Below are 25,925 nucleotides of genomic sequence, written 5' to 3' on the forward strand. Positions count from 1 at the left end.
TCAGGAGACCCCGAGCCCGTCCAGCACCACTGCATGCGGCAGTTCCGCGAACGCCTTGCCCGGCACCAGCAGCTTGCCACGCCGCCGGCCACTGCCGACCAGCACGTACGGCAGGTCGACGACGGCCGCGTCCACCAGGACGGGCCAGCCGTCCGGCAGACCGAGCGGGGTGATGCCGCCGTACTCCATGCCGGTCTCGCCGGTGGCCGTGTCCACTGAGGCGAAGGAGGCCTTGCGGGCACCGAGCTGCCGGCGCACCACGCCGTTGACGTCGACCCGGCTGGTGGACAGCACGACGCAGGCGGCGAGTGTGAACTCGCCGCCCCGCTTGCCCGCGACGACCACGCAGTTCGCCGACCGCTCCAGCAGGTCCCGCCCGTAGTGCTCCACGAAGGTGGCGGTGTCGGCCCACTCCGGGTCGGTGTCGACGTAGACGATCTGCTCGGCCGGGACGCTGCCCCGCCAGTGGCGTACGGCACCGGCGACCGGGGCGGTGAGTTCGTCGAGGCAGTCGGGGGCCGGGCGGGCGTTGTCGAAGTGTCCGATGGGTGCGCGCATGGCCGCACGCTAACAACAGCGGTCCGGCGGCGTCCCGGGCGTCTCAGGTCACGGGCGGCACCGAGACGGCCATGATCATCTCCAGGGGCGCGTCGCCGGTGTTGCCGTAGGTGTGCGGGACGTTGGCCTCGAAGTGGACGCTGGCGCCCGCAGGCACCCGGTGCTCGACGCCGTCGACGGTGAGGGTCAGTTCGCCCGCCGTGACGTGCAGCAGTTCGGTCGTGCCGGCGGGGTGCGGGTCCGACGGGCTGCTCTCGCCGGGCATGAGCCGCCAGTCCCACATCTCCAGCGGGCCGGGCGCCTCCGTGCCCGCCAGGAGCCGGTTGTAGCTGCCGGCGTCGGTGTGCCACAGCCGCACGGCCTGCTCGGCCGGGACGATGCGGACGTTCGGGCCCTGCTCGTAGTCGAGCAGCGTGGTGATGCTGACGCCGAGTGCGTCGCCGATCTTGACGACGGTACCAAGGCTGGGGTTGGTGCGGGCCTGCTCGATCTGGATGAGCATGCCGCGGCTGACGCCCGCCCGGGCGGCGAGCACGTCCAGGGTGAAGCCGCGCACCGCGCGCCAGTGCTTGACGCTCCGCGCCAGGGACTGGGTCAGCAGGTCGAGGTCCGACACGTTCCGTCCAATATTCTGTATGACACAGTGCAGTGCACTGCACTAAGGTGTGGTTGACCTGATCGTTCACTGAACTGTACTGCGAGGTATCCGCCCCATGACAGCGCTCTTCGCCCTGGCCACCAGCCTGTTGTGGGGACTGGCCGACTTCGGCGGCGGTCTGCTGACCCGGCGTACGCCCGCGCTCACGGTGGTCGTGGTCTCGCAGTCGATCGCCGTGGTGGTGCTCAGTGCCCTCGTGGTGGCGACCGGCGGCTGGAGCGAGGCGGGGCCACAGCTGTGGTTCGCCGTCGCGGCCGGCCTGGTCGGGCCGGTGGCGATGCTCGCCTTCTACAAGGCGCTCGCGCTGGGCCCGATGGGCGTGGTCTCGCCGCTGGGGTCGATCGGTGTGGCCGTGCCGGTCGGGGTGGGCCTCATGCTCGGCGAGCGTCCTGGCCTGCTGCAGTTCGTCGGCATCCTGGTCGCCGTGGCGGGAGTCTGCCTCGCCGGCGGCCCCCAGTTCCGCGGCGCCCCCGTCCAGCGCCAGGCCATCGCCCTGACCCTGCTCGCGGCGTTCGGCTTCGGCGCGGTGATGGCCCTGATCGCCGAGGCGTCGACAACGCTGACCGGCCTGTTCCTGGCCCTTTTCGTCCAGCGGGTGACGAACGTCGCCGCGGGCGGGCTCGCCCTGTTCGTGTCGGTGCGACGCGGCGGGCCCGCCCTCCCGGCGGACGGCTTCCCCTGGCGCACCCTGCCCGCCCTCGCCTTCGTCGGCCTCGCGGACGTCGCCGCGAACGGCACGTACTCGATCGCCGCGCAGCACGGCCCGGTGACGGTCGCCGCCGTGCTGGCCTCCCTCTACCCGGTGGTGACGGCCGTGGCCGCGCGGGGCGTCCTGCGCGAACGGCTGCGGGCGGTGCAGGCCGCGGGGGCGGGACTGGCCCTGGTGGGGACGGTGCTGCTGGCGTCGGGTTGAACGGGACCGCTCAGGAACCCGGCTCCAGCTCCGCGAGTCCGGCCGCCGCCTCCTCGTCCAGCTCGGCCAGCCGGGCCACCTTCTCCTCGTCCAGGTCCGACAGCGCGCGGAGCTGCTCGGGGGTGACGCCGTCCGGTATCGGCACCGGCGCCGGGGTGCGCAGCGGTGGCTGCCAGCCGTCGGCGGGGGTCCAGCGCCGTACGACGCGGGCCGGTGCGCCCGCCACCACGGCGTGGTCGGGCACCGTGCCCCGCACGACCGCGCCCGCGGCCACCACCACGTTCCGCCCGATCCGGGCGCCCGGCAGGATCACCGCTCCGGTGCCGATCCAGCAGCCGGAGCCGATCTCCACCGGCTCCATCCGCGGCCACTGCTTGCCGATGGGCTGGTGCGGATCGTCGTAGGAGTGGTTCGTGGACGTGACGTAGACGTACGGGCCGAAGTAGCAGTCGTTGCCGATCGTGACCGTCGTGTCGGCGATGACGTGGCTGCCGCGGCCCAGGACGACGCCGTCGCCGATGCGCAGGATCGGGTCCGGGCCGAGGTCGAGGTCGGGCATGAGGCCCGCGGTGAGGGTGACCTGCTCGGCGATGATGCAGTAGGAGCCGACGTGGATCCAGGGCTCGCCGAAGACCGTGCCGAGCGGGAAGGCAAGTCTGGTACCTGTTCCCATCGTGCCGAACCGGTAGCGGCCGGGGTGCTCGGCGGTGACGGAGCCCGTGCGCTGCACCCAGGCCCAGCCCGCGTGGACGGCGCGCTGCGTGAGGCCCCGCCGCCAGGATGAGAACGTGTTCTTGCGCTTCGGCACGAGCTCACGGTACTCAGCGGTAGCTCCGCCCGCGGCGTCGGATGCCTGTGATCTTCGCCCCACCGGGTGGCGTACGGTTTGCGCGTTGTCTACGACGCTGGGAGGCGGACATGGGTCGGCGCGCGATGGTCACCGGGATCGGCGGCCGGGAGCCGGAGATCGACGATACGGCTTTCGTGGCGCCGACGGCGTCGGTGATCGGGGGCGTGACGCTGGGCGCGGGGGCGAGCGTCTGGTACGGAGCCGTGGTGCGTGGCGACGTCGAGGCGATCTCCGTCGGAGCGAGCAGCAACGTCCAGGACAACTGCACGCTCCACGCCGACCCGGGATTCCCGGTGAGCGTCGGTGAGCGGGTGAGCATCGGCCACAACGCGGTGGTCCACGGGGCGACGGTCGAGGACGACTGTCTGATCGGAATGGGTGCCACGGTGCTGAACGGGGCGGTGATCGGGGCCGGGTCGCTCGTGGCCGCGCAGGCGCTGGTGCCGCAGGGCATGGTCGTGCCGCCCGGTTCGCTGGTGGCGGGTGTGCCCGCGAAGGTCCGGCGGGAGCTGTCGGAGGAGGAGCGGCAGGGGGTCACCCTCAACGGCACGATGTACGCCGAGTTGGCGAAGGCGCATCGGGATGTGCATGCGTAGGGCTTTCGGCGGGTGCGGCGTCGCGGGGGCCGGTCGCGCCCACGCGGCGCAGCCGCATCTGGACCCGGTCCCGCGCCCCTAAGAAGGCTGCGGTTCTGCCTCTTCCAGGTTCTGGCCCGCCTTCTTCGCCTTGCGCTTGAGCACCAGCATGGACGTGAGGCCCACCAGGACCGCAGCGACCAGGCCGAGCCACGAGAAGCGCTTCAGCCAGGACTCCGCGACGATGCCGACGTAGTAGATGACCGCCGTCGTGCCGCCGGCCCAGAGGATGCCGCCGAGGATGTTGGCGGTGAGGAACTTCCAGTACGGCATGCGGAGCACACCGGCGAGAGGGCCGGCGAAGATGCGGAGCAGGGCGACGAAGCGGCCGAAGAAGACGGCCCACATGCCCCACTTCTCGAAGGAGCGCTCGGCGGTGGCGATGTGCCCCTCGCTGAAGTGCTTGGGGAACCTTTTGCCCAGCCGGGCCAGCAGCGGTCGCCCGCCCTTGCGGCCGATGGCGTAGCCGATCGAGTCGCCGATGATCGCACCGGCCGTGGCGCTGGCGCCGAGGACGACGGGGTCGATCTCGCCGTGCTGGGAGGCGAGCAGCGCCGAGGAGACGAGGATGATCTCGCCCGGCAGCGGGATGCCCAGGCTCTCCAGGCCGATGACCAGCCCCACCAGTGCGTAGACGGCGACCGCGGGTACGGTTTCGAGCCACTCCTGGACGTGCAACGCCGGTTCCTTTCCGTGAGCTTCCCTGCGTGCCCCGGGAAGCCTACCGGCTCTGAAGACGTCCCTCGCGGCTCAGGCGTTCCAGCTCCACTCGGCGACCTCGGGCAGGTCGGTGCCGTGCTCGCGGATCCAGGCGTGATGGCGGGTGCGGGCGTCGGCCATCCGCTGGCGTACGGCCGTGGCGCGCACCGCGAGGCCCGGCACGCGGTCGATGACGTCCATGACCAGGCGGTAGCGGTCGAGGTCGTTGCGGACGACCATGTCGAACGGCGTGGTCGTGGTGCCGGCCTCCTTGTAGCCGCGCACGTGCAGGTTCTGATGGCCGGTGCGGCGGTAGGCGAGACGGTGGATCAGCCACGGATAGCCGTGGTAGGCGAAGATCACCGGCTTGGTCGTGGTGAACAGGCCGTCGAACTCGAAGTCGCTCATGCCGTGCGGGTGATCCCCCTGGGGCAGCAGCCGGGCGAGGTCGACGACGTTCACGACCCGGACGGACAGCTCCGGCAGGTGGCGGCGGAGCAGGTGTGCGGCGGCCAGCGTCTCCTGGGTCGGGACGTCACCGGCGCAGGCCAGCACCACGTCCGGCTCGGTGCCGTCCTCGGTGCCCGCCCACTCCCAGATGCCCGCGCCGCGGGCGCAGTGCACCCGGGCCTCCTCGATCGACAGCCAGTCGAAGCAGGGCTGCTTGCCGGCCACGATGACGTTGACGTAGTCGCGGCTGCGCAGGGCGTGGTCGGCCACCGACAGCAGGGTGTTGGCGTCCGGCGGGAGGTAGACGCGGACGACCTCGGGGCTCTTGTTGAGGACGTGGTCGACGAAGCCGGGGTCCTGGTGGGAGAAGCCGTTGTGGTCCTGCCGCCACACATGGGAGGTCAACAAGTAGTTGAGGGAGGCGATGGGGGCCCGCCAGGGCAGCCTGCGGGAGGTGCGCAGCCACTTGATGTGCTGGTTGACCATGGAGTCGACGATGTGCACGAACGCCTCGTAGCAGGAGAACAGCCCGTGCCGACCGGTGAGCAGGTAGCCCTCCAGCCAGCCCTGGCACAGGTGCTCGGAGAGGACCTCCATCACACGGCCGTGCCGGTCCAGGTGCTCGTCCACGGGCAGGGTCCCGGCCTGCCAGGTCTTGCCGCTGGCCTCGTAGACGGCCTGGAGCCGGTTGGAGGCGGTCTCGTCCGGGCCGACCAGGCGGAAGTCGCGGCGGTCGGCGGTGTCGCGCATGACCCGGGCCAGAAGGTCGCCGAGGACCCGGGTCGGCTCGTGCATCGTCGTGCCCGCTTTGTCGACGGGGACGGCGAAGTCGTCCAGGGACGGGACCGGCAGGTCGCGGACGAGCAGTCCACCGTTGGCGTACGGGGTGGCACCGAGCCGCCTGGTGCCTTCGGGGACGCAGGCCAGGACGTCCGCGACCGGACGGCCCTCGGCGTCGAACAGTTCCTCGGGCCGGTACGAACGCAGCCAGGACTCCAGCTGCCGCAGGTGATCGGGGTTGTCGCGGACACCGGGCAGCGGCACCTGGTGGGCGCGCCAGGTGCCCTCGACCGGTTCGCCGTCGACCTCGGCCGGGCCGGTCCAGCCCTTGGGGGTGCGCAGCACGATCACCGGCCAGTGCGGGCGCCCGGTCGCGCCGTCCTCGCGGGCGGCGCGCTGGGCCTCGGCGATGCGGTCGAGCGCGGTGTCCATGGCCGCGGCCATCGCGCGGTGAACGGTGGCCGGTTCGTCGCCGGCGACGTGGATCGGCTCGTGTCCGTAGCCGCGCAGCAGCGCGTCGAGCTCCTCCTCCGGGAGGCGGGCGAGGACCGTCGGGTTGGCGATCTTGTAACCGTTGAGGTGCAGGATCGGCAGGACGGCACCGTCGTGGACGGGGTCGAGGAACTTGTTGGCGTGCCAGGAGCCGGCCAGCGGGCCGGTCTCCGCCTCGCCGTCGCCGATCACGCAGGCCACCAGCAGGTCCGGGTTATCGAGGGCGGCGCCGTAGGCGTGAGCGAGGGAGTAGCCGAGTTCACCGCCCTCGTGGATCGAGCCGGGCACCTCCGGGGCGACGTGGCTGGGCACACCGCCGGGGAAGGAGAACTGCCGCATCAGCAGCTCCATGCCCTGCGCGTCCCGGGAGGCGTCCGGGTACTTCTCGCTGTAGCTGCCCTCCAGCCAGGAGTTGGCGAGGACCGACGGCCCGCCGTGGCCCGGGCCCCAGATGCACAGGGCGTCCAGATCGCGCGCTTTGATCACCCGGTTGAGGTGGGTGTGGACGAGGTTCAGCCCCGGCGAGGTGCCCCAGTGGCCCAGCAGCCGCGGCTTGATGTGCTCGGGCCGCAACGGCTCGGTGAGCAGGGGGTTGGCCAGCAGGTAGATCTGACCGGCCGCCAGGTAGTTGGCGGCCCGCCAGTGGGCGTCCAGTGTGCGCAGTTCCTCGTCGGTCGGTGCGGTCCTGCTGCTGGTCCTGCTGTCCTGGCGCGGGGCGTCGGGCATGAGTGACTCCCTGGGTTCTGCGGGCGGCCTCAGGAGGAGTACCAGTTTGTTCCGGTTCGATGCCAGGCGCCTCTCGGCCATGCCGGCCGCACCGCTGCCCGCGCGTTTCGCCGCAGATCCCGTGCCGACGCCGCCGACCCACAGGGTGAGGGGCCGGTGCAGGGCACCCGGTCGTGGCCCGCAGGGTGAGCCGCCGGTGTCCCCGCAGGGCGAGCCGCCGGTGTCCCCGCAGCGCTGCGCCGCGCCCCGGGGTGCACGGGCGGGCGACCCCCGGTCCGTTCCAAGGCAGAGCGGGCGCCCCCCGGTCCGTTCCAAGGCAGAGCGGGCGCCCCCCGGTCCGTTTAAGACAGGGCGGCGGAGTGGAGTGCCGTCACGGCGTCGGTCACGGTGGCGGTCGCGGGACCGAGGACGTCGGCACCGGGCCGCGTGCCGGTCTCGCCGGTCCCGAGTTCACCGGTCCCGAGTTCACCGGTCCCGGGTTCACCGGTCCCGGGTTCGCCTTCCTCACAGCAGTCCACGGGCGCGAACCGCATCCCGTACCGCTCCTGGGCAGGTTCCCCGGACCCGCTGCGCGGTGGTTCGGGCCGCTGCCCGGGCGGGGCCTCTCCCTGCGGGCGCTGCTCGCGCTCCTCGCGGCTCTCGCGCGGCGAGTCCTCGGCCCGCTTCCGCCGGAGCGCCTCCCCCGGGCCGCCGGTGGCATCCGGCGGTTCCACCGTCCAGCGTTGCGCCGCGGAGCCGTCGCGGCGGGTGACGATCACGTCCCGGCCCTGGCCGGGGGCGACGGCCAGTCCCCCGCCGCCGCGCGGCAGCAGTTCGCCGCGCACGGTCAGGTCGTAGCGGACGACTCCGGCGTGCACCAGGCAGCCGGCCAGGACGACCGAGCCCTCGGCCGGGTCGGAGCCGAGGCACAGGGTGGGGTCGGCGCCGCTGCGCAGGACGCCGTCCTCCTGGTACGACCACTGCTGGGACCCGCCCGCGGAGCAGGCGGTGAGCACGATGCGGACCTCAGCCCGGACCCGGCCGCCTCGGACGTCGAGGCACAGGCCGTCGTCGAGGTTGCGCAGGCGCCCCCGGGCCACTTCCGCGGAGCTGCCGGCGGAGGCGGCCGACGGGGCACCGACGGGCGAGGACCCCTCGGACGAGGCCGCCGTGGAGTCCGGCTCCCTGGGAGCGGATCCCGCGCCGTCCGGAGCGACGGAGTGACCGCTGACCGCGCCCCAGGTGGCCCGTGGGCCGGCGGTGCCGCTCTCCTCCGTCCAGCCCCGGGCGGTGAGCAGGGTCGCCAGCAGCACGAGGGAGGTCACCCCGATCGCGGCGGCCAGTGCCTTCGTGTGCCTCCTCGGCGACAGGGACCGGCCGGTCGCCGGGTCGGTCCGGGGCCGGAAGCGGTGCCGTCCGCCGGGGGGCAGGGCGCTGTGGCCCTCGCCGCGGCCCTGCCGTGACGCGAGGTAGCGGCGGGCGCCCCAGCCGAGCACCGTCTCCACGAGCAGGTCTTCCAGACCGCCCTCGAAATGGCTGAGTTGTTCGGCGGCGTGACGGCAGTAGCGGCATGCCATGAGATGCCGCTGCACATCCGGCAGCAGGGCCCCGCCACGGCGCATGGGAACGTCCAGCAGGCGGTTGTAGTAGCGGCATTCCTGCGTCGGTGCGAGTTCCCGGTGCGCCCGTACGCATCCCGACCGGAATTGCTCGCGCGCCTGCAGCAGGGCGGCCGAAGCGGTAGCTGCGTCCACTCCCAGCAGACCGGCCGGTACGGATATGGGCTCGGCCTCGACCTCCGTGTGCCACAGCAGGCATTGGGAAGCACCCGGAAGGCCTCGGAAAGCGCGCTCCGCGAGGCGTCGCCTTTCGGGTGTGCTGGGGCGGGCGGCGCGCAGGCCGCGGGCGCCGACGGTTTTGCGGAGTTCCGGCAGTACTCCGGAAATCCCGTCGTCGGCGGCCCACTTCCCGACCGTCTCCCGGACGGTCCTGAGCAGCCGCGGGCGCAGGGCGCCACCGCCCGGCCGGGCCAGTTCCTCCCGGAAGGCGGCGGCTGCCGCCATCGCCGCGGAGTCCTCCGAGGACGCCAGGCAGATCACGGCGTACTCGTAGACCGAGCGCCAGTGCCGCGCCAGCAACAGCGCTACGGCGCGCGGCGCTTCGGCGGGTTCTCCCACCCGGGCGAGAAGATTGGAGTCGGACTCCGCGGGCCCCGCTCCGGGTCGTGGCGGGTACGGCGGGCGTGGGGGGTTGGGGGATTGCACGGAACCATTTCCTTCCAGCCGCAGAACGGCAGGCGAATTGCGCGTCCGTCGGAAAGCAGGTGCGTGATTGGTGCATACCTGTGCCGTGTCAGCTGGGGACCCGGCTGTGAGGTGGCTCACTTTCGCACATACGACTCACTGGTAACAAGGAGTTCGGATGACCCGAGTTCAAAACGCGGGAATTTCAGATACGTTACCGGCGGTATCCGCACCGGCTTTCGAAAACGGGGCCGCCGGGGATCACAAGTTGTGTGCGCGCAAAGGCGATTGGTACACGAAATCTCCAACTCCCCGGCCGCCGGTCTCGGCACCCGCTTCCTGCCCGCCACGGAGGCGACGCCCAAGGAGATGCTGCCGGCCGCCGACAAGCCGGCCATCCAGTACGTCGTCGAGGAGGCGGCAGCGGCGGGACTGGACGACGTCCCGATGGTCACCGGCCGGCACAAGCGGGCCGTCGAGGACCACTTCGACCACGCCTTCGAGCTGGAGCAGGCCCTCGCGGCCAAGGGCGACACCGTGCGGCTGGACGCGGTGCGCTACCCGGCATAGCTGGCACAGCTGGCGCAGCTGGCGAGCATCCACCACATCCGGCAGGGGGAGCCGCTCGGCCCGGGCCACGCCGTGCTGTGCGCCCGCCACCATGTCGGCCACCAAACTTTCGCGGTCCTCCTCGGCGACGACCTGATCGGCCCTCGCGAGACTCCGCCGAGCCGGATGCTCGGCGTCCGCGACCGCCTGCTCGGCAGCGTGGTCGCCCTGATGGAGGTCCCGCCCGAGCAGATCCACCACTATGGCTGCGCCGCCGTCGAGCCGACCGGCGAGGAGGGCGTCGCCCGTGTCACGGGCCTGGTCGAGAAGCCGGCCCCGCAGGACGCACCGCCGATACGCCGCCATCGGCCGCTACGCCCTCGACCCGGACGGCTTCACCGCCCTGGAGCGCACCCCGCCCGGCCGGGGCGACGAGATCCAGCTGACCGACGCCCTGCAAGGAGCCGGCCGCGGGCGGCACGGTGCACGGGGTCGTCTTCGAGGGCCTGCGCCACGACACCGGCGACAAGGCCGGCTATCTACACACGGTGGTCAGGCCGGCCTGCGAACGCCCCGACCTGGGGCCGGAGTTCGTGACATGGCTCAGGGTGTTCCTCGGGGAGCTGGACGGCACGCGCCCCGCACCCCGGGACGTGGCGGCGCGACATGCGAAAGCCCCGGCACCCGGCCGGGGTCCCCGCACACGCGACAGCCCGGTCAGCTGTTGGGCCGCAGGGTCCACACCACGGTCATCTCGGCGGTGACGGCACCGTCGGCCCGCTGAAGGGCGATGGCCACCGGGAACTCGGGGCGCTCACCGGCGTCCAGCTGGGCGACGACCTCGGCGGCCGGGCGGCCGAGAGTGGCCGTGGCGGTGACGGCGCCCATCGCCAGCTTCCTGTAGGAGATCTCGGCGCTGACGGCGAGCGGCACGGCGCGCGAGAGCTGGTCCCCGAACGCGGCCAGCACGATCGCCCCGCTCGCGGACTCGCCGAGCGTGAACATCGCACCGGCGTGCGGGCCGCCCACGTGGTTGTGGAACTCGGCCTGGTCCGGCAGCGACAGCACCGCCCGCTCCGGCGAGGTCTCTAGGAACTCGAGGTTCAGGGTCCGGGCCATGGGCACCGTGGCGGCAAGCATCTCGCCGATGGACATCTGGTCTGCGCTCATGGCCGCATGTTACTCACGAGTAGAGACCGCTGACCAGGCCGTGTGACGACCGCCGCACCGGCCCGCACGACATCCGCACCGCCCGCTCCCCGGGTTGCTACATCTCCGTCCACGGGCAGTGACCGAATCGTGTCCGGGGCGCGGCTAGGGTGACTGCTCATGTGGCCAGGACAGCAGCCGCCCGGGGGCGAGCAGAACCCGCAGGCGAACAACCCGTACCAGCAGCCGGGGTACCAGCAGCCGAATCCGTACCAGCAGCCGGGGTACCAGCAGCAGCCCGACCCCTATGGGCAGCAGCCGCAGTGGGGCACCCCCGCGCCGGCCGGCGCGCCGCAGCCCCCGCAGGGCGGTGGCGGCGGCAACCGGACGAAGCTGGTCGCGATCATCGCCGCCACGGCGGTGGTCGTAGCGGCCGGTGTCACCGGCTTCCTGGTGCTGGGCGGCGACAAGGACGACACGGCGGACGGCGGCAAGAGCGGCAAGAAGGACAAGGCCGCGTCGAGTCCTCCGTCCGAGGAGCCGAGCCCCGGCACCACCGGCGACAACCCCCGCGGCGGCGAGGCGGCGCAGCCCACGGTCAAGGGCTGGAAGGTCGTCATCAACCCCAAGTGGGGCACCGCCTTCGACGTCCCGGCGGACTGGGAGGTGGCCTCCCCGACGTCGTCCGTCTTCTTCGAGGACGAGAAGTCCGATGACGGCAAGCCGCTGATCCTCATGTCGGCGCCGGCGTTCTACAAGTCCAAGTGGTGCACGAGCGACGACAACAAGGACGGCCGGACCGAGACCGAGTCGCTGGCCGGGGCGGGCACCAAGGGTGCCGACGGCGCCAAGGACACGGACGAGGTCGCGGTCAACCAGGTGGCCTGGTGGGTGTACGGCGGCTACACGCAGCCGGACAAGAAGAGCGTCAAGGCCGACGACAAGGCCAAGCCCTACACGACCGCCTCGGGCGTGAAGGGCAGCGTCGCCTGGGCGCACTCGGAGAACACGCCCGACAAGGGCAAGTGCGCGAGCGACGGCAAGGCGGTCACGTTCGGCTTCAAGAACTCCGCCGGTGACTTCGTCGCGTGGAGCTTCTTCGGCGCCAAGGGCGTCAAGGGCGAGGTGCCCGAGAAGACCATTCTGAAGATCCTCAGCACGGTCCGGCTGCACGGCGAGCCGACCGGCGGCTGATCCGGAAACGGAACGGGCCCGCCCACTGCGACGGGGACGGGCCCGGCTCACCGAAGCTTCGCGAGGGTGGTCAGCCCTTCAGGTGTCCGCGGACCCAGCGCCCCGAGACGGACTCGTCGTCCACACGGCGGCTGCCGGTGCGGACCCGGCACCGGTCCCGCCCGGCCGGCGCGGTCGTGCTCCGCATCCCGGGCCACCGCGAACCGAGCCGCCGGACCACGCCGGTGGCATGCGCGGCACCGAGCGTGCCTCAGCCGATGCCGAACGCCCCGTCCGGGGGCACGGGTGACGGCACGGCGTCCGCGTCCCCCACCGGTCGCGCATCGCCGATGAACTCCCGCAGCCCTGAGCCGTGTTCGACCCGGGCCGGGAAGGCGTCGGCGGCGGTGAGCCGGGCCAGGGCGGCGACGTCGACCGGCTGATGACCGGCGACGAGCACGGCGTTACCGAACCGCCGCCCCCGCAGCACCCCCGGCTCGGCGATCAGCACGAGCTCCTCGAAGGCGGTGGCCAGGGTGGCGAGTTGCGACCTCAGGAAGGCGAAGGGCGCGGCGTCGGGGAGGTTGGCGAGATAGACCCCGTGTCCTCGCAGTACCCGCGCGGCCTCACGGACGTAGGTGACGGAGGTGAGGTGCGCCGGCACCCGCGACCCGCTGAAGACGTCCGCGAGGAGAACATCCGCCGAGGCCGCAGGAGCGTGCTCCAGCCAGACCCGGGCATCCGTCGCGTGCAGGGCGATGTCCGCGCCTTCCGGCAGCGGCAGGTGCCCGGACACCAGCTCCAGCAGCCCCCGGTCCGCCTCGACGACGTCCTGCCGCGAGCCCGGCCGGGTCACGGCCACGTACCGGGGCAGGGTGAGCGCGCCTCCCCCGAGATGCGCCACGTCGAGCGCCCGCCCCGGCTCGGCCAGGACATCCAGCACGTGCCCGAGCCGCCGCGTGTACTCGAACTCCAGATGCGTCGGTTCATCCAGGTCGACGTACGACTGAGGCGCCCCGTCGACGGTCAGCAGCCATGCTCGCTCCCGGTCGACGTCCGGCATGAGCTTGGCGGTGCCGTGATCGGTGGTCCTGGTCACGGGAATGGGATCGTTCACTGCTCCATTGTGCGATGGGTCGACGCAGCTCAGGGGAGCGGGGAACTGCGCGACCAGCCCATGGCGGCCCGCAGTCCCCCGCCACCTCAACCCGGCCCGCAGTCCCCCGCCACCTCAACCCACCACGGTCACGGTCCCCGCTCCCACAGTCCGCCCACCCTCACGGATGGCGAACCCGAGCCCCGCCTCCAACGGCACGTCCCGCCCCAGCTCCACGGTCATCACCACCGTGTCACCGGGCCGGGCCACCGCCGCCTCCCCCAGGTCGACGTCCCCGACCACATCCGCGGTACGGATGTAGAACTGCGGCCGGTACCCGCTGGAGACAGCCGTCGTACGCCCGCCCTCACGCGCGGACAGCACGTACACCTGCGCGGTGAACCGGCGACTCGGCACGACGCTCCCGGGGGCGGCGACGACGTGCCCCCGCCGGACGGCGTCCCGCGGAACACCCCGCAGCAGCATGGCCACGTTGTCCCCGGCCTGCGCCTCGTCCATCGGCTTCCCGAAGGTCTCCAGACCCGTGACCACCGTCTCGGCGGAAGCCCCGAGCACCTCGACCCGGTCACCGACGCGCACCACACCCCGCTCGACCGCCCCGGTCACCACGGTCCCCCGCCCGGTGATGGTCAGCACGTTCTCCACCGACAGCAGGAACGGAGCGTCCAGATACCGCTCCGGCATCGGCACGTACGTGTCCACCGCGTCGAGCAGCGCCTCGATCGACGCCGTCCAGCGCGGGTCCCCCTCCAGAGCCTTCAGGCCCGAGACGCGTACGACGGGTACGGAGTCGCCGCCGTAGCCGTGCGCGGTGAGCAGGTCGCGGACCTCCAGCTCGACCAGGTCGGTCAGCTCCTCGTCCCCCGCGTCGGCCTTGTTGAGGGCGACCACGATGTGGTCGACGCCCACCTGCCGGGCGAGCAGGACGTGTTCGGCGGTCTGCGGCATGATCCCGTCGAGCGCGGAGACGACGAGGATCGCCCCGTCGAGCTGGGCGGCGCCGGTGACCATGTTCTTGACGTAGTCGGCGTGGCCCGGCATGTCGACGTGCGCGTAGTGCCGGGTGTCGGTCTCGTACTCGACGTGCGCGATGTTGATGGTGATGCCGCGCGCCGCCTCCTCGGGCGCCCGGTCGATCCGGTCGAACGGCACGAACGCGCCACTGCCGCGGTCGGCGAGGACCTTGGTGATGGCGGCCGTCAACGTGGTCTTGCCGTGGTCGACATGACCCATCGTGCCGATGTTGAGATGCGGTTTCGTACGGACGTAGGCCGTTTTGGACATGGCTGTACCTCGAAGCGTGTATCAGCGAAGAAGAAGTGGGACCCCGAGGACCTGCCCGACCCTCCCCTTGCGGGGTCCGCCGGACGAACCGGAGAGGGTCAGCTTCGGGCGCCGTCCATGACGGCCGTGAGATCGGCGACGGCAGCCTTCGGGGCATCCGTGACCACGGATGCTGCGAGGGTGAAGGCGTACCGGAACATGTCGTCGATCATTGCCGACGCTTTACCGCACGTCGAATGGTTTTAGGTTGCCTGCGCACGAGGCTGCGCGCCCCGCTGCGCATGCCGGGCTGTGACGCCCGTGAGACGAACCATACGGCGATCACACACATTTGTCGGTTAGTGTCACCGGATGCTCGATGCCACCACCCGCTCTGGGGGCACCGCCACGGCCTCTCCCCGGGCCACCGCCGCGGAGCTCGCCGTCGCCGTTCCCCCGGCAACGAACGCCTCGCCCGCCGTACCGCCCTCTTTCGCCGCCCGCTGCACGAGAGTTCTGCTGTCCCCGTGGTCGCGGCTGTCCCTGCTCGTCGCGCTGCTCGCCGCGGGCGCCTGCGGCGTGCTGCTGTTCGAGCCGCAGCGACTGCTGACGGAGGGCTGGCCGCCACAGCTCGGCGGTGCCGCGGCCGCGGCGGTGTTCGCGGTGGCGTACGGCGTGTGCACCGTGGCGTTCGTGCCGAGGCCGCTGCTGAACCTGGCGGCGGGTGCCCTGTTCGGTTCGCAGCTCGGCCTCGGCGTGGCGCTGGCGGGGACGGTGCTCGGTGCCGGGATCGCCTTCTGCCTGGGCCGGGCGCTGGGGCAGGACGCCCTGCGCCCGCTGCTGCGGGGGCGCTGGCTGGAGGCCGCGGACGGCCAGCTCAGCCGGCACGGCTTCCGTTCGATGCTCGCGGTGCGGCTGTTCCCGGGTGTGCCGTTCTGGGCCGCGAACTATTGCGCCTCCGTCTCCCGCATGGGCCTGCTGCCGTTCCTGCTGGCCACGGGCCTCGGCTCGATCCCGAACACCGCCGCCTACGCCGTCGCGGGCGCCCGTGCCTCCACCCCGACCTCGCCCGCCTTCCTGATCGCCCTGGCGTGCATCGCCCTGCCCGCGCTGGCGGGCGTGGTGGTGGCCTGGCGCAAGCGGCACCAGCTGCGCCGCCTCTGACGCCCTGTCACACCGCCCGGCTACACCCGTTCCAGCACCATGGCGTTGGCGAGTCCGCCCGCCTCGCACATGGTCTGGAGCGCGTACCGCGCGCCCCGCTCCCGCATCGCGTGCGCCAGCGTCGTCGTGAGCCGGGTGCCGCTCGCGCCGAGGGGATGCCCGAGGGCGATGGCCCCGCCGTGCACGTTGACCCGGGTGAGGTCGGCACCCGTCTCCTGCCGCCAGGCCAGGACGACACTGGAGAACGCCTCGTTGACCTCGAACAGGTCGATGTCGTCGAGGGTCAGCGACGCTTTGCGCAAGACTTTCTCGGTCGCCGGGATCACGCCCGTGAGCATCAGCAGCGGGTCGGAACCGGTGACGGCGAAGCTGTGCAGCCGGACGAGGGGCCGCAGTCCCAGCCGGGCCGCCGTCTCGCTCGACGTGATGAGCACCGCCGAGGCCCCGTCGTTGACCGGGCTGGCATTGCCCGCCGTGACGTTCCACTCGATCTGCGGGAAGCGCTCGGCGAAGACCGGGTCGTGGTACGCCGGCTTGAGCCCGGCGAGGATCTCGGTGGTGCTGCCGGGCCGGACGCACTCGTCGCGCGCGACACCTTCCAGCGGCGCGACCTCGGCCTCGAACAGGCCGCTCTCCCAGGCCTCGGCGGCCTTCCGGTGCGAGGAGACGGCGAAGGCGTCCATCTGCTCGCGGCCGATCGACCACTTCGCGGCGATCAGCTCGGCGCTGATGCCCTGCGGGACGAGCCCCTCGGGGTAGCGCTCGGCCACCCCGGGCCCGAAGGGGTCCGCGCCGGCGGGCACGTTCGACCACATCGGCACCCGGCTCATCGACTCGACCCCGCAGGCCACGACCAGGTCGTACGCGCCCGAGAGGACGCCCTGCGCCGCGAAGTGCACGGCCTGCTGGGAGGAGCCGCACTGGCGGTCCACGGTGGTCGCGGGCACCGACTCCGGGAATCCCGCCGACAGCACGGCGTAGCGGGTGGTGTTCATGGCCTGTTCGCCGACCTGGTCGACTGTGCCGCCGATGACGTCGTCGATCAGGGACGGGTCGATCCCGGACCGTTCGACGAGGGTGCGCAGGGTGTGGGCGAGGAGGTCCACCGGGTGGACGTGTGCCAGGGCGCCGTTCGGCTTGCCCTTGCCTATGGGGGTGCGTACGGCTTCGACGATGACTGCGTCACGCATGTGCGGGCCTCCACGACTACCTGTGAGTAGGAAATCCGAACTCACCGTAGCCCCGAGGGTTGGAAATTCCAACCCTCTCCTAGACTGGGCCTCATGGCCGCCCGCAAAGACCCGCGCCCCTGCTCCATCGCCGACACCCTCGCGCTCGTCGGCGAGAAGTACTCCCTGCTGGTACTGCGGGAGGTGTGCCTGGGCAACGGCCGGTTCGACCAGCTGGTCCGCAACACCGGCGCCCCGCGCGACATCCTGGCCACCCGGCTGCGCCGGCTCGTCGACGCCGGGATCCTGGCCAAGCACCTGTACAGCGAACGTCCGCAGCGCTTCGAGTACCGGCCGACCCGGGCGGGACTGGAACTGGAGCCGGTACTGGTGACCCTCATGGCCTGGGGCGACCGCCACCTCCGGCCCGACGGCGACCGTCCGATGCTCCTGGAGCACTCCTGCGGCCAGACCCTCACCCCGGCCGTCACCTGCCGGCTGTGCGGCGACGAGGTGCGCCACGAGGACCTCACGGCCCGCCCCCAGACGCCCGGCTGGACGGTGACCGGACCCACCGCGGCCTGATCGCCGCTGGTCGGGAGCCGCATCCAACCCCTGTGTCCGGGTGGCCTTCCGGGGGCGCTACGCTTCCCCCTCGGCACACCTGATCCCCCGTTCCCCGCAACGGCAATCCGGTGTGTCCGTCGTCCGTCCCACGATCGGCACTTGGACTCCGTTACCTCATGTCTTGGTTCGAATCACTCATCCTCGGACTCGTCCAGGGGCTGACCGAGTTCCTCCCCGTCTCCTCCAGCGCCCACCTGCGGCTGACGGCGGCCTTCTCGGGCTGGAAGGACCCGGGCGCGGCCTTCACGGCGATCACGCAGATCGGCACCGAGGCAGCCGTGCTGATCTACTTCCGCAAGGACATCGGACGGATCATCTCGGCGTGGACGCGCTCGCTCACCGACAAGGCGCTGCGCAGTGACCCCGATGCCCGGATGGGCTGGCTGGTGATCGTCGGCTCGATCCCGATCGGCGTGCTCGGCGTGACGCTGAAGGACCAGATCGAGGGACCGTTCCGCGATCTGCGGATCACCGCGACGATGCTGATCGGCATGGGCATCGTCCTGGGCGTCGCCGACCGGCTCGCGGCCCGCGACGAGAGCGGCGGCAAGCACCGCGCGCCCAAGCAGCGCAAGGCCCTTGAGGACCTCGGCGTCCGGGACGGCCTGATCTACGGCGTCTGCCAGGCCATGGCGCTCGTCCCGGGCGTCTCGCGCTCCGGCGCCACCATCAGCGGCGGCCTTTTCATGGGCTACAAGCGCGAGGCCGCGGCCCGCTACTCCTTCCTCCTCGCCATCCCCGCGGTGCTCGCCTCCGGCGTGTTCGAGCTGAAGGACGCCACGGAGGGCGGCCACGTCTCCTGGGGACCGACGATCTTCGCCACAGTGATCGCCTTCGGGGTCGGGTACGCCGTGATCGCGTGGTTCATGAAGTTCATCTCGACCAAGAGCTTCATGCCCTTCGTCTACTACCGCATCGCCCTCGGCATCGTCATCATCGTGCTGGTCAGCATGGGTGCCCTGAGCCCTCACGCGGCCGAGTCGGCGGGCTGACCCGGCCTCTTAACCACTCTTCCTGAGTGCCTATTCGCGTGCCTCTCCACGTACTTTCTCGCGGATACGCGTAGCCAACCGGAGTGATTTGCAGCCCGATTCTCCCAGCGTTCTCCCACTGGGAGGGGAGAGAATCGTTCGTCACGGAGCTGCCGCAGCCTCCGAAGTCATAGCCCACTGTCAGACCCGGGCCCCAGACTCGGATCATGCCCACCACTCCCCCGCCGTCGGGCCGTCGCGGCCTACCTTTGTCGTGCAGGCGGAGATCCGCGTCCTGCTGCAGGAGACGGGCGGCTGGCTGTGGGGGCCGACCCGGGAGCGGTACGAGGCGCTGCGGGACGAATGGGTTGAGGCAGTGCGCGGGGAAATGACCAAGCTGGCCGCGCCCTGCACGAAGGCAGGTAAGTCCCGTCACAATCCGCGCGGGGCGCGCGCGAGTATGCCGGAACTGGCTTTCAGACGGGCAGGTCGTGGGCCCCGAAGGTGTGCCGGCAACTGCCCCTTCCGCATCGCCCGTTCGGGCCGAACTCGAAGTCGGGGCACGGGCAGGCCAGGCAGGGGATGCCGTCGTTGGGGTCGGGCTCCCAGCCGTTGTCCATCAGCCGCGCCCGGGCGGCTTCCCGCATGCTGTGTATCTGGTCGTCGAGTTTGCGGAAGTCGGCCGCGTTTTCTTCGTAGGCTTTCGCCTGGGTGTCGGACTGCTGCATGTTGCCCTCCCAAGGGATGGTGAGGAACGTTTCTCCTATTCTCACGATGGCCCGGCGGACACCTGCTCGCATGTCGAGCGGAACGCGTTCCCAAGGGCACCGCGTGGTCCGTCCTGCCCTGGGGCCTGGGATGTCGAAGGCGACCATGCGCGCGGATAGTTGAACGGTCAGCCGAGATGCGCCGTTTCACGGAGTGGCCGCCCCGTCGGAGACCGCCGATGACGCCCCGTAGGATCCGCTCGTGAGCGACATAGAGTTCCCCGACACCCTGGAGATGGCGCTGAAGAAGGCCGTGCGGCACGCGGAGCCCGAGGTGGCCGAGGGCTGACACCGCGACGCCCCACCGGTGCGTGACCACCGACGGGGCGCCATTCAAGTGCTCGTGCCACAGACACGAACAGTGGATGATGCGCGCCCCGGGGCGGCCCCACTGCCCGATCCAGGACGTCACCTTCCCGCGGGCCACGGCTTCGCTCCCCCACCAGCCGTGCATGGCTGGGCGGCCGTCGGTGGTGAGGGTGAGGTGGTAGCGGTCGGGGTTCACGCGAGGCGGATCCCTCTGTGGCGATGCGGTTCGCGGACGATCGCGCCCTTCGTTTCCAGCTCCCGCAGCTGGTAGTGCAGCGACGACGGCTGCATGCCCATGGCAGCGGCGAGCTCGGCGACGGTGGGCGCGTCACCCTGGCCGGTGATGGCCATGCGGATGTGGCGGAGGATCTGCTCCTGCCTCTCGGTGAGGTACTCGCGGTATCTGCCCATGAGCCCAGTAGAAACCTTGTTCGATTTTTGGGGCAAGCTGGGAGACGTGACCGACCTGCCGCCCGACCTGCCCCGCCTCCGTACCCTGGAGACGTGGCTCGCGCTCACCCTCGACGAGGTGCGGCGGGCCATCGTGGCGGCCGAGCGGCGAGAAGCGGAGCGGCAGCGCGGGATCGAGGCCCGGCCGGCGCCCCCGGACTGGCTGATCGAGCTCGGCCTCAACCGGGACGCGCCGCCCGTGCAGGTGCACGTCGGCGGCTGCTGGAACGCAGGGAAGCGCACCCGCGGCATCCGGCGGGACGAGGCGCTGCGGGGCGCTCGCCGACGGGGTCGAAGTTGAAGGCGCCGGTCGTGGTCGCTGACGCCGGCTACGGCGTCAGCACCCCGTTCCGGCTCGGTCTCCAGGAGCGAGGGCTGTCCTATGTCCTGGCCCTGAACGGGAAGGAAGTCGCTCACCCGGAAGATGTTGAGCCGCACCAGCCTGCTTATGGCGGGCTCGGACCGCCCACCCTTGCCCGCTACCGCACCTCACCGCGAGCCGTCTGCGTCCTCGCGGCGGAGGCGGGTGCGGAGCGGTTCACCGAGGTGACCTGGAGGCAGGGCAGCAAAGGCGCGATGACTTCGCGGTTCGCGGTGCTGACAGTGCGGCCCGCGGGCAAGCAGTCCCTGGCCGCAGCGCAGGAGGCGGGCGGCGGCCGCAACCGGTGGGACGGCGTCCTGCCCGTCCAGACACTCCTCGTCGAATGGCCGGACGGCCAGGACGCTCCGACGGCCTACTGGATATCGAACCTGCCTGCCACCACACCGGCGGCTGACCTGGTGCGGTGGGCCAAGATGCGCTGACGGATCGAACACGATTACCGCGAGCTCAAGCACGGCCTGGGCCTGGACCACTTCGAGGGCCGCACCTGGCGCGGCTGGCACCACCACGTCACCCTCGTCACCGCCGCCCAGGCATTCCTCACCCTCAGGCGGCTCGACCCAAAAGTCCACACACCGGCCTGACTCTCTACCAGGTCCTCGACGTTCTTCAGGACCTGCTGAGGTGCTGGACCGGTACTTGCACCACCTGCGGACGGCACCTGCCCAGCCCTCGGAGCAGCCACAGACAGCCCAGAACCTAACGAAGCACTACTAGACGCGGTCCAGCGAGCCGAAATCACCGCGCCGCACGACGTAATGCCGCTCTACGCGACCGACCTGACCCACCAGCGTCTCTTCCCCGACGAGTTGCCAGCGTGTCCAATAAGTACCGCCGCCATGGTGTTCGCCTCGGCAGGAGCAGGTGCAGTCATCGTTCTCTGCGTTCTGGCAGCGGACATGGCACCGCTCGGTCGTGGAGAACTCGAGGTAGACGTCCACCTCTCCGAACCGGGTAGCGAGCGCTTCTGTGAGAGTCCTCAGATGCGGCCTGGCGATCTCCCAGCGCCCGGCGGTTACGGAGTTGTTCCAGTCGGGACGAATACGGTCTCCCAACTCTCCCAGCAGCCAGCGCCGGTTCGAGCCTCCCTGGTAAGGCATCCAGGCCCACAGGCGGGTCTCGTCGTACTTGCGGCGGATCCACGGCCTCATGCCGAAACTCCCTGCGTCTCGTCGTAGGCGCGGAGAGCTTGCGAGATGGCGCCGACGCTTGGGTGCTTCCCCCTATTTGCGCCCTCTGCAATTCGAAGGTGGGGCTGGATCTGGCGGATGGTGAACCCGCGGTCTCGAAGCGCAGCGGCCTGGACCGTCAGGGCCTCCGTCATGACGGGCTTGCGTCCCCCGACGCGACCGCGCTTGCGTGCGGCCTCCAGTCCATCCTTCGTCTTCTTGACGATGTCGCGGCGCCGGTCTTCAGCGAGCGCGAGGGCAAGGTCGAGGATGAGGGATCGTTCCTTGTGCTCGCCAGCCGCGATGCCCTCCAGCACCTTGACGGCGATGCCGCGCTCGAAGAGGTCGTTGAGGACGATGAGTCCTTCGAGGAGGTTGCGGCCGAGGCGGTCGACTTCCTGGAGCAGAGCATGTCACCGTCGCGCAAGTACTCGATGGCCGCCTTGAGTCCGGGCCGTTCTTCGGCGGTGAGCTTGCCGCTGATCTTCTCTTCGAAGACCTTGAGGCAGATCGGGTCGAGGGCGTCGTGCTGCCGTTGGACGTTCTGCTTGTCGCTACTGACGCGGACGAGGCCGACTAAAGGGCAGTTGTGGGGGTGTTTGGGGGGGGGTGGGCGCTGCATTCGTGCTGGTCGCGATGGGGTTGCAGGTAGTGGTGACGGCGTCGCGGGGATCTGCGACTCAATCGCAGGGCGTTGTTCGTTTCTGCTGGTCGGGGCTTTTCGGGTTCTGCCAGTAAACGGATTGGTGAAGCTTTTGCGCTCTTGCTCGGCGTAGCGGTTGGGCGGCGGGGGCACGGTGCGGTGGTTGGTCTGCGGGGGCCGCGGCGAGCTGGCGGTCTGGTGGGTGTGTTGCGCCTGCATCTCTGTGGTGACGGTTTGTGACGTGCCGGTGACGGTTGCGTGGTAGTTGTACTCGTGCGGTCTGATGACCGCCTTGTTCTGTTCGCTCCGTGTGGGGGTTTTCGTGCGTAGGTTCGTCGTGTCTGCTGTCGCTGTTGCTGCTGTTGGACTGGTTGCTGGGTGTGGTGGCGGTGATGGGGGTGCTGACGCGAAGGGTGGCGGGTCGGCTGGGAAGCCGGATGTCGCGGCGTGCGAGAAGGCTGTGACGGAGCAGGTGAAGAAGTCGATGGGCGGGGATAAGGCGGCGAAGGACGGGGACATGCCGGCGTCGTGTCAGGGCTTGGATGAGGCGACGAAGAAGCGGGTTGCGGAGAGGGCTGCGGCGGCTGCGGTCGCGGGTGCGCTGGGCGGCAGTGAGAAAGAGTCGTCGGAGGGGCCGGATGCGGCGGCCGACGTGAAGATCACTGAGTGCACGAAGGACGAGTTCGGCTACCCGATCGCGAAGCTGGAGGTCGTCAACTCCACCGACAAGAAGTCGGACATGAACGTTCAGGTGTCGTTCAACGGTCCGGACGGGACGCGTCTGGCGGAGGGCGGCACGGTCGTGTCCGCGCTGGAGCCGGGGCAGAAGGCGAAGGAGGACGCCATGGGGCTGAAGGAGATCTCGGGCAAGTTCACGTGCAAGGTCGGCAACGTGGACCGCTGGGAATCCAACTAACCGGGCCGGGTCCGCATGTTGGCGCCCCTGCCGAACGGTGGGGGCGTTCTGCGTGTGCGCCCACTTCGCGCCCTTGTGGCCCACCTGCACTCCCCTGACCGTGGTCTGTCAGCGGGGTGTCGGTTCTACGACAGGGGGACCACGTGGATCGCAGGTTGAATGACACGGCCGGCAGGCTGCTGCTAGCGGTGGCGGTGTTGCTGCACCGCACGGTGGCGGGTGGGCCGGCGCGGGAGCGCTGGCAGCTGCGGCGGAACGCGGCACTGCGGGCGGCGAACCAGCGGGGTGTGCCGGTGGCGGAGCTTGCGGCGCGGCTGGGGCTCAGCGAGGGATGGGTGCGGCAGGTGCTGAACGGGCGGAAGCCGGCCGAGCCGCCGGTGATCGAGGAAGCGGCGTAGGCGGACAGACGGGAAGCCCCCACCCGGGTTGTCCGGGCGGGGGCTTCGTCGTGCTCATCCGAGGTAGGTCACCTGCAGCACGGTGATCGTTTTGAGGGTGTCGCCGACGAGGAGTACGGCGAAGGCTTGCTCGGTGACGATCATCCGCACGACGCCATCGTCTTCCCCGTAGGGCTGGGTCGCCGCGATGGGGTCGTGACAGGCGTCGGCTAACGCGAGGGTGAGGGCTTCACTGACGGCCGACGGCATCGCCTGGTGCACGGCTTCGGCTGCAGGGTCGTACTTCAGGCGGTACATCGGCGCGCGTCCTCCCCGGACAAGATTGTTCTGCTACCCCGATTGGCCGCCCTTGGCCTACTTGCTGTGCCCGGGTGTGAGTGTAGCGAACGGGTGACGCTGCGTGGTCTGGATCGCCTCAGGCTGCGCCGCGGGTGCGGATGCGCTCGGCGTCCGCGAGGACCCGGTCGGTGGCGTCCGTCCAGTCAGCCGTGGGCTCCTCGCCGCGGGCCTCCGCGGCAGCGATCTCTCGGCCTCGTTCGACCGCGGCGAGGGTGTCCTTGGCGACACGCTCCCACTTGGCGAAGACCTGGAGCAGCTCGTGTGCCGGCGCGCCGTTGATCTCGCTGAGGAAGCGCTGCGCGAGGGCAGGGTTGCCGAGGGCGTCACGGATGGACTCGATGGTCCACGGCTGTTCGCTCATCCCGGCCTCCGAGCTCTAACGGATTCAACTCTCAGGCTAGCGCGTATCCGGGACCACCTACGAAAAACGGTTATGGCCGATCCGCTGTACGGGATGCCCTAACCGCAAGTTCGGCCAGGTATCTGTCATACAGCGTTCCTGACGGGCGTGAGCTTAAGCGCTTCGCTGTGCCCGTACTCGGTCCCGCAACCGCGGCAGGTGAAGCCATCGGTGTCAAGGGTGACGGCTTTGACGGTGCCGCAGGGGCAGGTGACGGGGATGCGTCGGGGTGCCCGTTCGCCGCTGATGATGGCTTCGGCTTGGCGGACGATCTGCGCTATCTCGCGGCCAAATTCGTCGAGCGCCGGGTGCCGTGAGGCGGCCCGGGTGAGGTTGAGGCGGAGCGTCTCGATGGCGGTGTCGACGCGGTGCTGGAGCCGTCCGCCGGTGCCGTGGACGCCGAGTCCGTAGCTGGCCCAGTCCTCGACCCAGGTCTCCAGGGTGCTGACCAGGCCCCCGTGGGCGGTGAGGCTGAGGATCTGCTCGTTGCGGGGCATGGGGTGGCCGCTGCTGCGGGTGACGACGGGCCCGTCGCCGCCTCCGCGCCCGGGCTGGATGCGCAGGCACAGCTGGGCGTAGAAGCCTGCGGGCCCGGCCAACTTCCGCAGGTCCTGGCCGATGCGGTGCTCGCAGGGCAGGCAGATGTACCGGCCGGTCTCGTGGTCGAGCAGCTGGCGCGGGCAGATCACGCAACGGGGCGACGGGGCGTCGTTCATCGTGCCGCGCTGGGGCGAGACCGCCATCGCGGACATCCAGCCCTCCACGTACCGGGCCTGGAAGAAGCAGCTCAAGGACTTGCCGAACGTGGGCGAGAAGTACGGCGAGGAGATCCTCACCGTCTTCTCCATGTTGATGGACGACGCCGTTGACGACGAGTTGCGGAAGACTTCGCCCGTACCGAAAGGCAAGAAGCAGCGCCGCGGCCGGTACAAGAAGAAGCCGCGCGAGCGGAAGCGCGAGATGCGCATCGAGGACGTGCACCAGCTGGCGTGCAACGCGCTCACGTTCTGGGGCCTTGATGGCTACGTGTTCGTCTGGACGATGGCCACGACCGGCATGCGCCCGGCCGGGTTGTACTCGCTGCAGAGGCTGTACTCGCATCCGTTCTGGCCCGCATCCGACCCGCTGAACGATCCCGCGGAACGGGACCGGGAGGAGCGGCACGAGGAGGACCTTGAGCGCTACGGTCCCGACCTGATGCCGGCGATCCGCGTGCAGTGGCAGCACCAGCGCGAGGACGGCGTGCTGAAGCCTTTCCCGCCGAAGTACGAGAGCAGGCGAACGCTCGTCATCCCGCCCTTCCTCGCGGAGTTGCTGGAGCTGCTGCTGGCGAGCCACGACAGCGAGTACGTGTTCCGGTCCATCGGGGGCGGCCTCCTGACTAACGCCAACTTCACCTACAAGTACTGGCGGCCGATCGCCGACGGCCGGGCCGCGTCCAAGGAGTTCGAGCGGACGCGCCCGGGCCAGCGGCAGACGGTCATCTCGCGGCGCCCTCTGCCGGAGATCCCGGCGACCGCCTACGCCGGCAACCGGCTGTACCTGGTGCGTCACGGCGCGAAGGAGTGGACCGACGAGGCGGGCGGCACACACGCCCCCATTGCGGTCGAGACCCGGATGGGACACGAGGTCGCGGGAGTCGAGGGCCTGTACTCGAACGTGACGACGGCGATGGAGCGGCGGATTATGGATTCGCCCAGATGGCCTTGCCGAGTGGTGGAAACGGCAGGTCAGAGCCGCCCAGCAGGTTGCTTGATGTATTGGTTCATGAAGTTCATCTCGACCAAGCGCTTCATGCCCTTCGTCTACTACCGCATCGCCGTCGGCATCGTCATCATCGTGCTGGTCAGCATGGGTGCCCTGAGCCCTCACGCGGCCGAGTCGGCGGGCTGACCCCGGGTCCTTGTGACCCGGGTCTCGTGACCAACCGCATAGGGATCGGGTAGCCGTCCGGTAGCGGGCTGTCAGTGGCTGCCCCTAGGCTTGT

Annotated in this window: 26 protein-coding genes and 3 pseudogenes; 12 read left to right on the forward strand and 17 right to left on the reverse strand. The window is 70.6% G+C overall.

Features of this window, described 5'->3' with window-relative positions; translation table 11 throughout:
- Both A4E84_RS06375 and A4E84_RS06380 read right to left on the reverse strand, forming a co-directional pair.
- Entirely contained in the window at window positions 1–558 is a 558-nt protein-coding gene (locus A4E84_RS06375; RefSeq protein WP_062925607.1) for a YbaK/EbsC family protein, read from the reverse strand.
- A gap of 43 nt (window positions 559–601) precedes the next feature.
- Window positions 602–1,174, reverse strand: coding sequence for a helix-turn-helix domain-containing protein (locus A4E84_RS06380; protein WP_062925608.1), 573 nt, complete (start codon window positions 1,172–1,174; stop codon window positions 602–604).
- Window positions 1,175–1,271: 97 nt separating this feature from the next.
- Here A4E84_RS06380 and A4E84_RS06385 point away from each other — a divergent pair, with 97 nt between their 5' ends.
- Window positions 1,272–2,129: a DMT family transporter gene (locus A4E84_RS06385; protein WP_062925609.1), complete on the forward strand. Its 858-nt coding sequence runs from the start codon at window positions 1,272–1,274 to the stop codon at window positions 2,127–2,129.
- A gap of 10 nt (window positions 2,130–2,139) precedes the next feature.
- Here the strand turns inward: A4E84_RS06385 and A4E84_RS06390 are convergent, their stop codons facing one another.
- Entirely contained in the window at window positions 2,140–2,937 is a 798-nt protein-coding gene (locus A4E84_RS06390; protein WP_062925610.1) for an acyltransferase, read from the reverse strand.
- 110 nt (window positions 2,938–3,047) lie between these two features.
- Between A4E84_RS06390 and A4E84_RS06395 the strand changes: the two genes are divergently transcribed.
- Window positions 3,048–3,575: a gamma carbonic anhydrase family protein gene (locus tag A4E84_RS06395; protein ID WP_062925611.1), complete on the forward strand. Its 528-nt coding sequence runs from the start codon at window positions 3,048–3,050 to the stop codon at window positions 3,573–3,575.
- A gap of 78 nt (window positions 3,576–3,653) precedes the next feature.
- Here the strand turns inward: A4E84_RS06395 and A4E84_RS06400 are convergent, their stop codons facing one another.
- From A4E84_RS06400 to A4E84_RS06410, 3 genes are all read right to left on the reverse strand, one after another.
- The gene (locus tag A4E84_RS06400) at window positions 3,654–4,292 is read right to left on the reverse strand and encodes a DedA family protein (RefSeq protein WP_062925612.1); all 639 of its coding nucleotides are present in this window, start codon (window positions 4,290–4,292) and stop codon (window positions 3,654–3,656) included.
- 72 nt (window positions 4,293–4,364) lie between these two features.
- Window positions 4,365–6,761 carry a phosphoketolase family protein gene (locus tag A4E84_RS06405; protein ID WP_062925613.1) on the reverse strand — a complete coding sequence of 799 codons (2,397 nt, stop codon included), beginning with the start codon at window positions 6,759–6,761 and terminating at the stop codon, window positions 4,365–4,367.
- A 341-nt stretch (window positions 6,762–7,102) separates the two neighbouring features.
- Complete coding sequence (locus A4E84_RS06410) at window positions 7,103–9,004, reverse strand: RICIN domain-containing protein (RefSeq protein WP_335340823.1); 1,902 nt, start codon at window positions 9,002–9,004, stop codon at window positions 7,103–7,105.
- Between the two features lie 249 nt (window positions 9,005–9,253).
- Here A4E84_RS06410 and A4E84_RS06415 point away from each other — a divergent pair.
- Window positions 9,254–10,182, forward strand: a pseudogene (locus tag A4E84_RS06415) (UTP--glucose-1-phosphate uridylyltransferase); the annotation flags it as partial.
- 67 nt (window positions 10,183–10,249) lie between these two features.
- Here A4E84_RS06415 and A4E84_RS06420 read toward each other — a convergent pair.
- A complete protein-coding gene (locus A4E84_RS06420) occupies window positions 10,250–10,687 on the reverse strand; it encodes a DUF4442 domain-containing protein (RefSeq protein WP_062925615.1) in 438 nt (145 codons plus the stop codon).
- Between the two features lie 174 nt (window positions 10,688–10,861).
- Here A4E84_RS06420 and A4E84_RS06425 point away from each other — a divergent pair, with 174 nt between their 5' ends.
- On the forward strand, window positions 10,862–11,875 hold the full coding sequence (locus tag A4E84_RS06425) for a DUF8017 domain-containing protein (RefSeq protein WP_062925616.1): 1,014 nt from the start codon (window positions 10,862–10,864) through the stop codon (window positions 11,873–11,875).
- 250 nt (window positions 11,876–12,125) lie between these two features.
- Here the strand turns inward: A4E84_RS06425 and A4E84_RS06430 are convergent, their stop codons facing one another.
- Together A4E84_RS06430 and tuf are read right to left on the reverse strand one after the other, a co-directional pair.
- Window positions 12,126–12,971 (reverse strand): spermidine synthase, encoded by an 846-nt coding sequence (locus A4E84_RS06430; RefSeq protein ID WP_062925617.1) that lies wholly within the window; start codon window positions 12,969–12,971, stop codon window positions 12,126–12,128.
- A gap of 114 nt (window positions 12,972–13,085) precedes the next feature.
- Window positions 13,086–14,255 (reverse strand): elongation factor Tu, encoded by a 1,170-nt coding sequence (gene tuf, locus A4E84_RS06435; protein WP_062925618.1) that lies wholly within the window; start codon window positions 14,253–14,255, stop codon window positions 13,086–13,088.
- Between the two features lie 351 nt (window positions 14,256–14,606).
- On the opposite strand from tuf, the gene A4E84_RS06440 reads away from it, so the two are divergent.
- Window positions 14,607–15,398 (forward strand): TVP38/TMEM64 family protein, encoded by a 792-nt coding sequence (locus A4E84_RS06440; protein ID WP_062925619.1) that lies wholly within the window; start codon window positions 14,607–14,609, stop codon window positions 15,396–15,398.
- 20 nt (window positions 15,399–15,418) lie between these two features.
- Here the strand turns inward: A4E84_RS06440 and A4E84_RS06445 are convergent, their stop codons facing one another.
- Entirely contained in the window at window positions 15,419–16,588 is a 1,170-nt protein-coding gene (locus A4E84_RS06445; RefSeq protein ID WP_062925620.1) for a thiolase family protein, read from the reverse strand.
- A gap of 93 nt (window positions 16,589–16,681) precedes the next feature.
- On the opposite strand from A4E84_RS06445, the gene A4E84_RS06450 reads away from it, so the two are divergent.
- The gene (locus A4E84_RS06450) at window positions 16,682–17,152 is read left to right on the forward strand and encodes a winged helix-turn-helix transcriptional regulator (RefSeq protein WP_062925621.1); all 471 of its coding nucleotides are present in this window, start codon (window positions 16,682–16,684) and stop codon (window positions 17,150–17,152) included.
- Between the two features lie 158 nt (window positions 17,153–17,310).
- Window positions 17,311–18,186: an undecaprenyl-diphosphate phosphatase gene (locus A4E84_RS06455; RefSeq protein WP_062925622.1), complete on the forward strand. Its 876-nt coding sequence runs from the start codon at window positions 17,311–17,313 to the stop codon at window positions 18,184–18,186.
- A gap of 455 nt (window positions 18,187–18,641) precedes the next feature.
- Here the strand turns inward: A4E84_RS06455 and A4E84_RS06460 are convergent, their stop codons facing one another.
- Together A4E84_RS06460 and A4E84_RS06465 are read right to left on the reverse strand one after the other, a co-directional pair.
- On the reverse strand, window positions 18,642–18,893 hold the full coding sequence (locus A4E84_RS06460; protein WP_062925623.1) for a hypothetical protein: 252 nt from the start codon (window positions 18,891–18,893) through the stop codon (window positions 18,642–18,644).
- A 540-nt stretch (window positions 18,894–19,433) separates the two neighbouring features.
- The gene (locus tag A4E84_RS06465; protein ID WP_062925624.1) at window positions 19,434–19,652 is read right to left on the reverse strand and encodes a LexA family protein; all 219 of its coding nucleotides are present in this window, start codon (window positions 19,650–19,652) and stop codon (window positions 19,434–19,436) included.
- Here A4E84_RS06465 and A4E84_RS06470 point away from each other — a divergent pair.
- Together A4E84_RS06470 and A4E84_RS06475 are read left to right on the forward strand one after the other, a co-directional pair.
- Window positions 19,651–19,992: a DUF6233 domain-containing protein gene (locus A4E84_RS06470; protein WP_237304866.1), complete on the forward strand. Its 342-nt coding sequence runs from the start codon at window positions 19,651–19,653 to the stop codon at window positions 19,990–19,992. The two genes, A4E84_RS06465 and A4E84_RS06470, sit on opposite strands and share 2 nt — an antisense overlap.
- Window positions 19,989–20,657: pseudogene (locus A4E84_RS06475) on the forward strand (IS701 family transposase); the annotation flags it as partial. The gene A4E84_RS06470 and the pseudogene A4E84_RS06475, both read left to right, overlap by 4 nt.
- A gap of 129 nt (window positions 20,658–20,786) precedes the next feature.
- Here the strand turns inward: A4E84_RS06475 and A4E84_RS06480 are convergent.
- Together A4E84_RS06480 and A4E84_RS45680 are read right to left on the reverse strand one after the other, a co-directional pair.
- Window positions 20,787–21,224, reverse strand: coding sequence for a hypothetical protein (locus A4E84_RS06480; protein WP_079128882.1), 438 nt, complete (start codon window positions 21,222–21,224; stop codon window positions 20,787–20,789).
- A pseudogene (locus A4E84_RS45680) lies at window positions 21,221–22,104 on the reverse strand (recombinase family protein). The gene A4E84_RS06480 and the pseudogene A4E84_RS45680 overlap by 4 nt, the downstream one beginning before the upstream one ends.
- A gap of 64 nt (window positions 22,105–22,168) precedes the next feature.
- Between A4E84_RS45680 and A4E84_RS06490 the strand changes: the two are divergent.
- Together A4E84_RS06490 and A4E84_RS06495 are read left to right on the forward strand one after the other, a co-directional pair.
- Window positions 22,169–22,801, forward strand: coding sequence for a hypothetical protein (locus A4E84_RS06490; protein WP_159029559.1), 633 nt, complete (start codon window positions 22,169–22,171; stop codon window positions 22,799–22,801).
- Between the two features lie 155 nt (window positions 22,802–22,956).
- The gene (locus A4E84_RS06495; protein WP_237304868.1) at window positions 22,957–23,199 is read left to right on the forward strand and encodes a helix-turn-helix domain-containing protein; all 243 of its coding nucleotides are present in this window, start codon (window positions 22,957–22,959) and stop codon (window positions 23,197–23,199) included.
- A gap of 54 nt (window positions 23,200–23,253) precedes the next feature.
- On the opposite strand, the gene A4E84_RS06500 is transcribed toward A4E84_RS06495, so the two are convergent.
- The 3 genes from A4E84_RS06500 to A4E84_RS06510 form a co-directional block, all read right to left on the reverse strand.
- Window positions 23,254–23,496, reverse strand: a complete 243-nt coding sequence (locus A4E84_RS06500; RefSeq protein ID WP_062925629.1) for a hypothetical protein — start codon at window positions 23,494–23,496, stop codon at window positions 23,254–23,256.
- A 118-nt stretch (window positions 23,497–23,614) separates the two neighbouring features.
- Entirely contained in the window at window positions 23,615–23,899 is a 285-nt protein-coding gene (locus A4E84_RS06505; RefSeq protein WP_062925630.1) for a hypothetical protein, read from the reverse strand.
- 125 nt (window positions 23,900–24,024) lie between these two features.
- A complete protein-coding gene (locus A4E84_RS06510) occupies window positions 24,025–24,774 on the reverse strand; it encodes a hypothetical protein (protein WP_159029560.1) in 750 nt (249 codons plus the stop codon).
- Between A4E84_RS06510 and A4E84_RS45460 the strand changes: the two genes are divergently transcribed.
- Window positions 24,743–25,831: a hypothetical protein gene (locus tag A4E84_RS45460; RefSeq protein WP_063827491.1), complete on the forward strand. Its 1,089-nt coding sequence runs from the start codon at window positions 24,743–24,745 to the stop codon at window positions 25,829–25,831. The two genes, A4E84_RS06510 and A4E84_RS45460, sit on opposite strands and share 32 nt — an antisense overlap.
- Window positions 25,832–25,925 lie beyond the last annotated feature (94 nt).

It is taken from the genome of Streptomyces qaidamensis, assembly GCF_001611795.1.
In the GTDB taxonomy this organism is placed as follows: Bacteria; Actinomycetota; Actinomycetes; order Streptomycetales; family Streptomycetaceae; genus Streptomyces; species Streptomyces qaidamensis.

What these genes read in the sequence shown, in the direction of transcription:
- A4E84_RS06440 (WP_062925619.1), top strand. Translation starts at nt 14,607, where the DNA reads ATGCTCGATGCCACCACCCGCTCTGGGGGCACCGCCACGGCCTCTCCC.
- A4E84_RS06460 (WP_062925623.1), bottom strand. Translation starts at nt 18,893, where the DNA reads ATGCAGCAGTCCGACACCCAGGCGAAAGCCTACGAAGAAAACGCGGCC.
- A4E84_RS06405 (WP_062925613.1), bottom strand. Translation starts at nt 6,761, where the DNA reads ATGCCCGACGCCCCGCGCCAGGACAGCAGGACCAGCAGCAGGACCGCA.
- A4E84_RS06500 (WP_062925629.1), bottom strand. Translation starts at nt 23,496, where the DNA reads ATGTACCGCCTGAAGTACGACCCTGCAGCCGAAGCCGTGCACCAGGCG.
- A4E84_RS06425 (WP_062925616.1), top strand. Translation starts at nt 10,862, where the DNA reads ATGTGGCCAGGACAGCAGCCGCCCGGGGGCGAGCAGAACCCGCAGGCG.
- tuf (WP_062925618.1), bottom strand. Translation starts at nt 14,255, where the DNA reads ATGTCCAAAACGGCCTACGTCCGTACGAAACCGCATCTCAACATCGGC.
- A4E84_RS06490 (WP_159029559.1), top strand. Translation starts at nt 22,169, where the DNA reads ATGACCGCCTTGTTCTGTTCGCTCCGTGTGGGGGTTTTCGTGCGTAGG.
- A4E84_RS06385 (WP_062925609.1), top strand. Translation starts at nt 1,272, where the DNA reads ATGACAGCGCTCTTCGCCCTGGCCACCAGCCTGTTGTGGGGACTGGCC.
- A4E84_RS06445 (WP_062925620.1), bottom strand. Translation starts at nt 16,588, where the DNA reads ATGCGTGACGCAGTCATCGTCGAAGCCGTACGCACCCCCATAGGCAAG.
- A4E84_RS06420 (WP_062925615.1), bottom strand. Translation starts at nt 10,687, where the DNA reads ATGTCCATCGGCGAGATGCTTGCCGCCACGGTGCCCATGGCCCGGACC.
- A4E84_RS06505 (WP_062925630.1), bottom strand. Translation starts at nt 23,899, where the DNA reads ATGAGCGAACAGCCGTGGACCATCGAGTCCATCCGTGACGCCCTCGGC.
- A4E84_RS06455 (WP_062925622.1), top strand. Translation starts at nt 17,311, where the DNA reads ATGTCTTGGTTCGAATCACTCATCCTCGGACTCGTCCAGGGGCTGACC.
- A4E84_RS06465 (WP_062925624.1), bottom strand. Translation starts at nt 19,652, where the DNA reads ATGGGCAGATACCGCGAGTACCTCACCGAGAGGCAGGAGCAGATCCTC.
- A4E84_RS06450 (WP_062925621.1), top strand. Translation starts at nt 16,682, where the DNA reads ATGGCCGCCCGCAAAGACCCGCGCCCCTGCTCCATCGCCGACACCCTC.
- A4E84_RS06395 (WP_062925611.1), top strand. Translation starts at nt 3,048, where the DNA reads ATGGGTCGGCGCGCGATGGTCACCGGGATCGGCGGCCGGGAGCCGGAG.
- A4E84_RS06480 (WP_079128882.1), bottom strand. Translation starts at nt 21,224, where the DNA reads ATGAGGCCGTGGATCCGCCGCAAGTACGACGAGACCCGCCTGTGGGCC.
- A4E84_RS06470 (WP_237304866.1), top strand. Translation starts at nt 19,651, where the DNA reads ATGAGCCCAGTAGAAACCTTGTTCGATTTTTGGGGCAAGCTGGGAGAC.
- A4E84_RS06375 (WP_062925607.1), bottom strand. Translation starts at nt 558, where the DNA reads ATGCGCGCACCCATCGGACACTTCGACAACGCCCGCCCGGCCCCCGAC.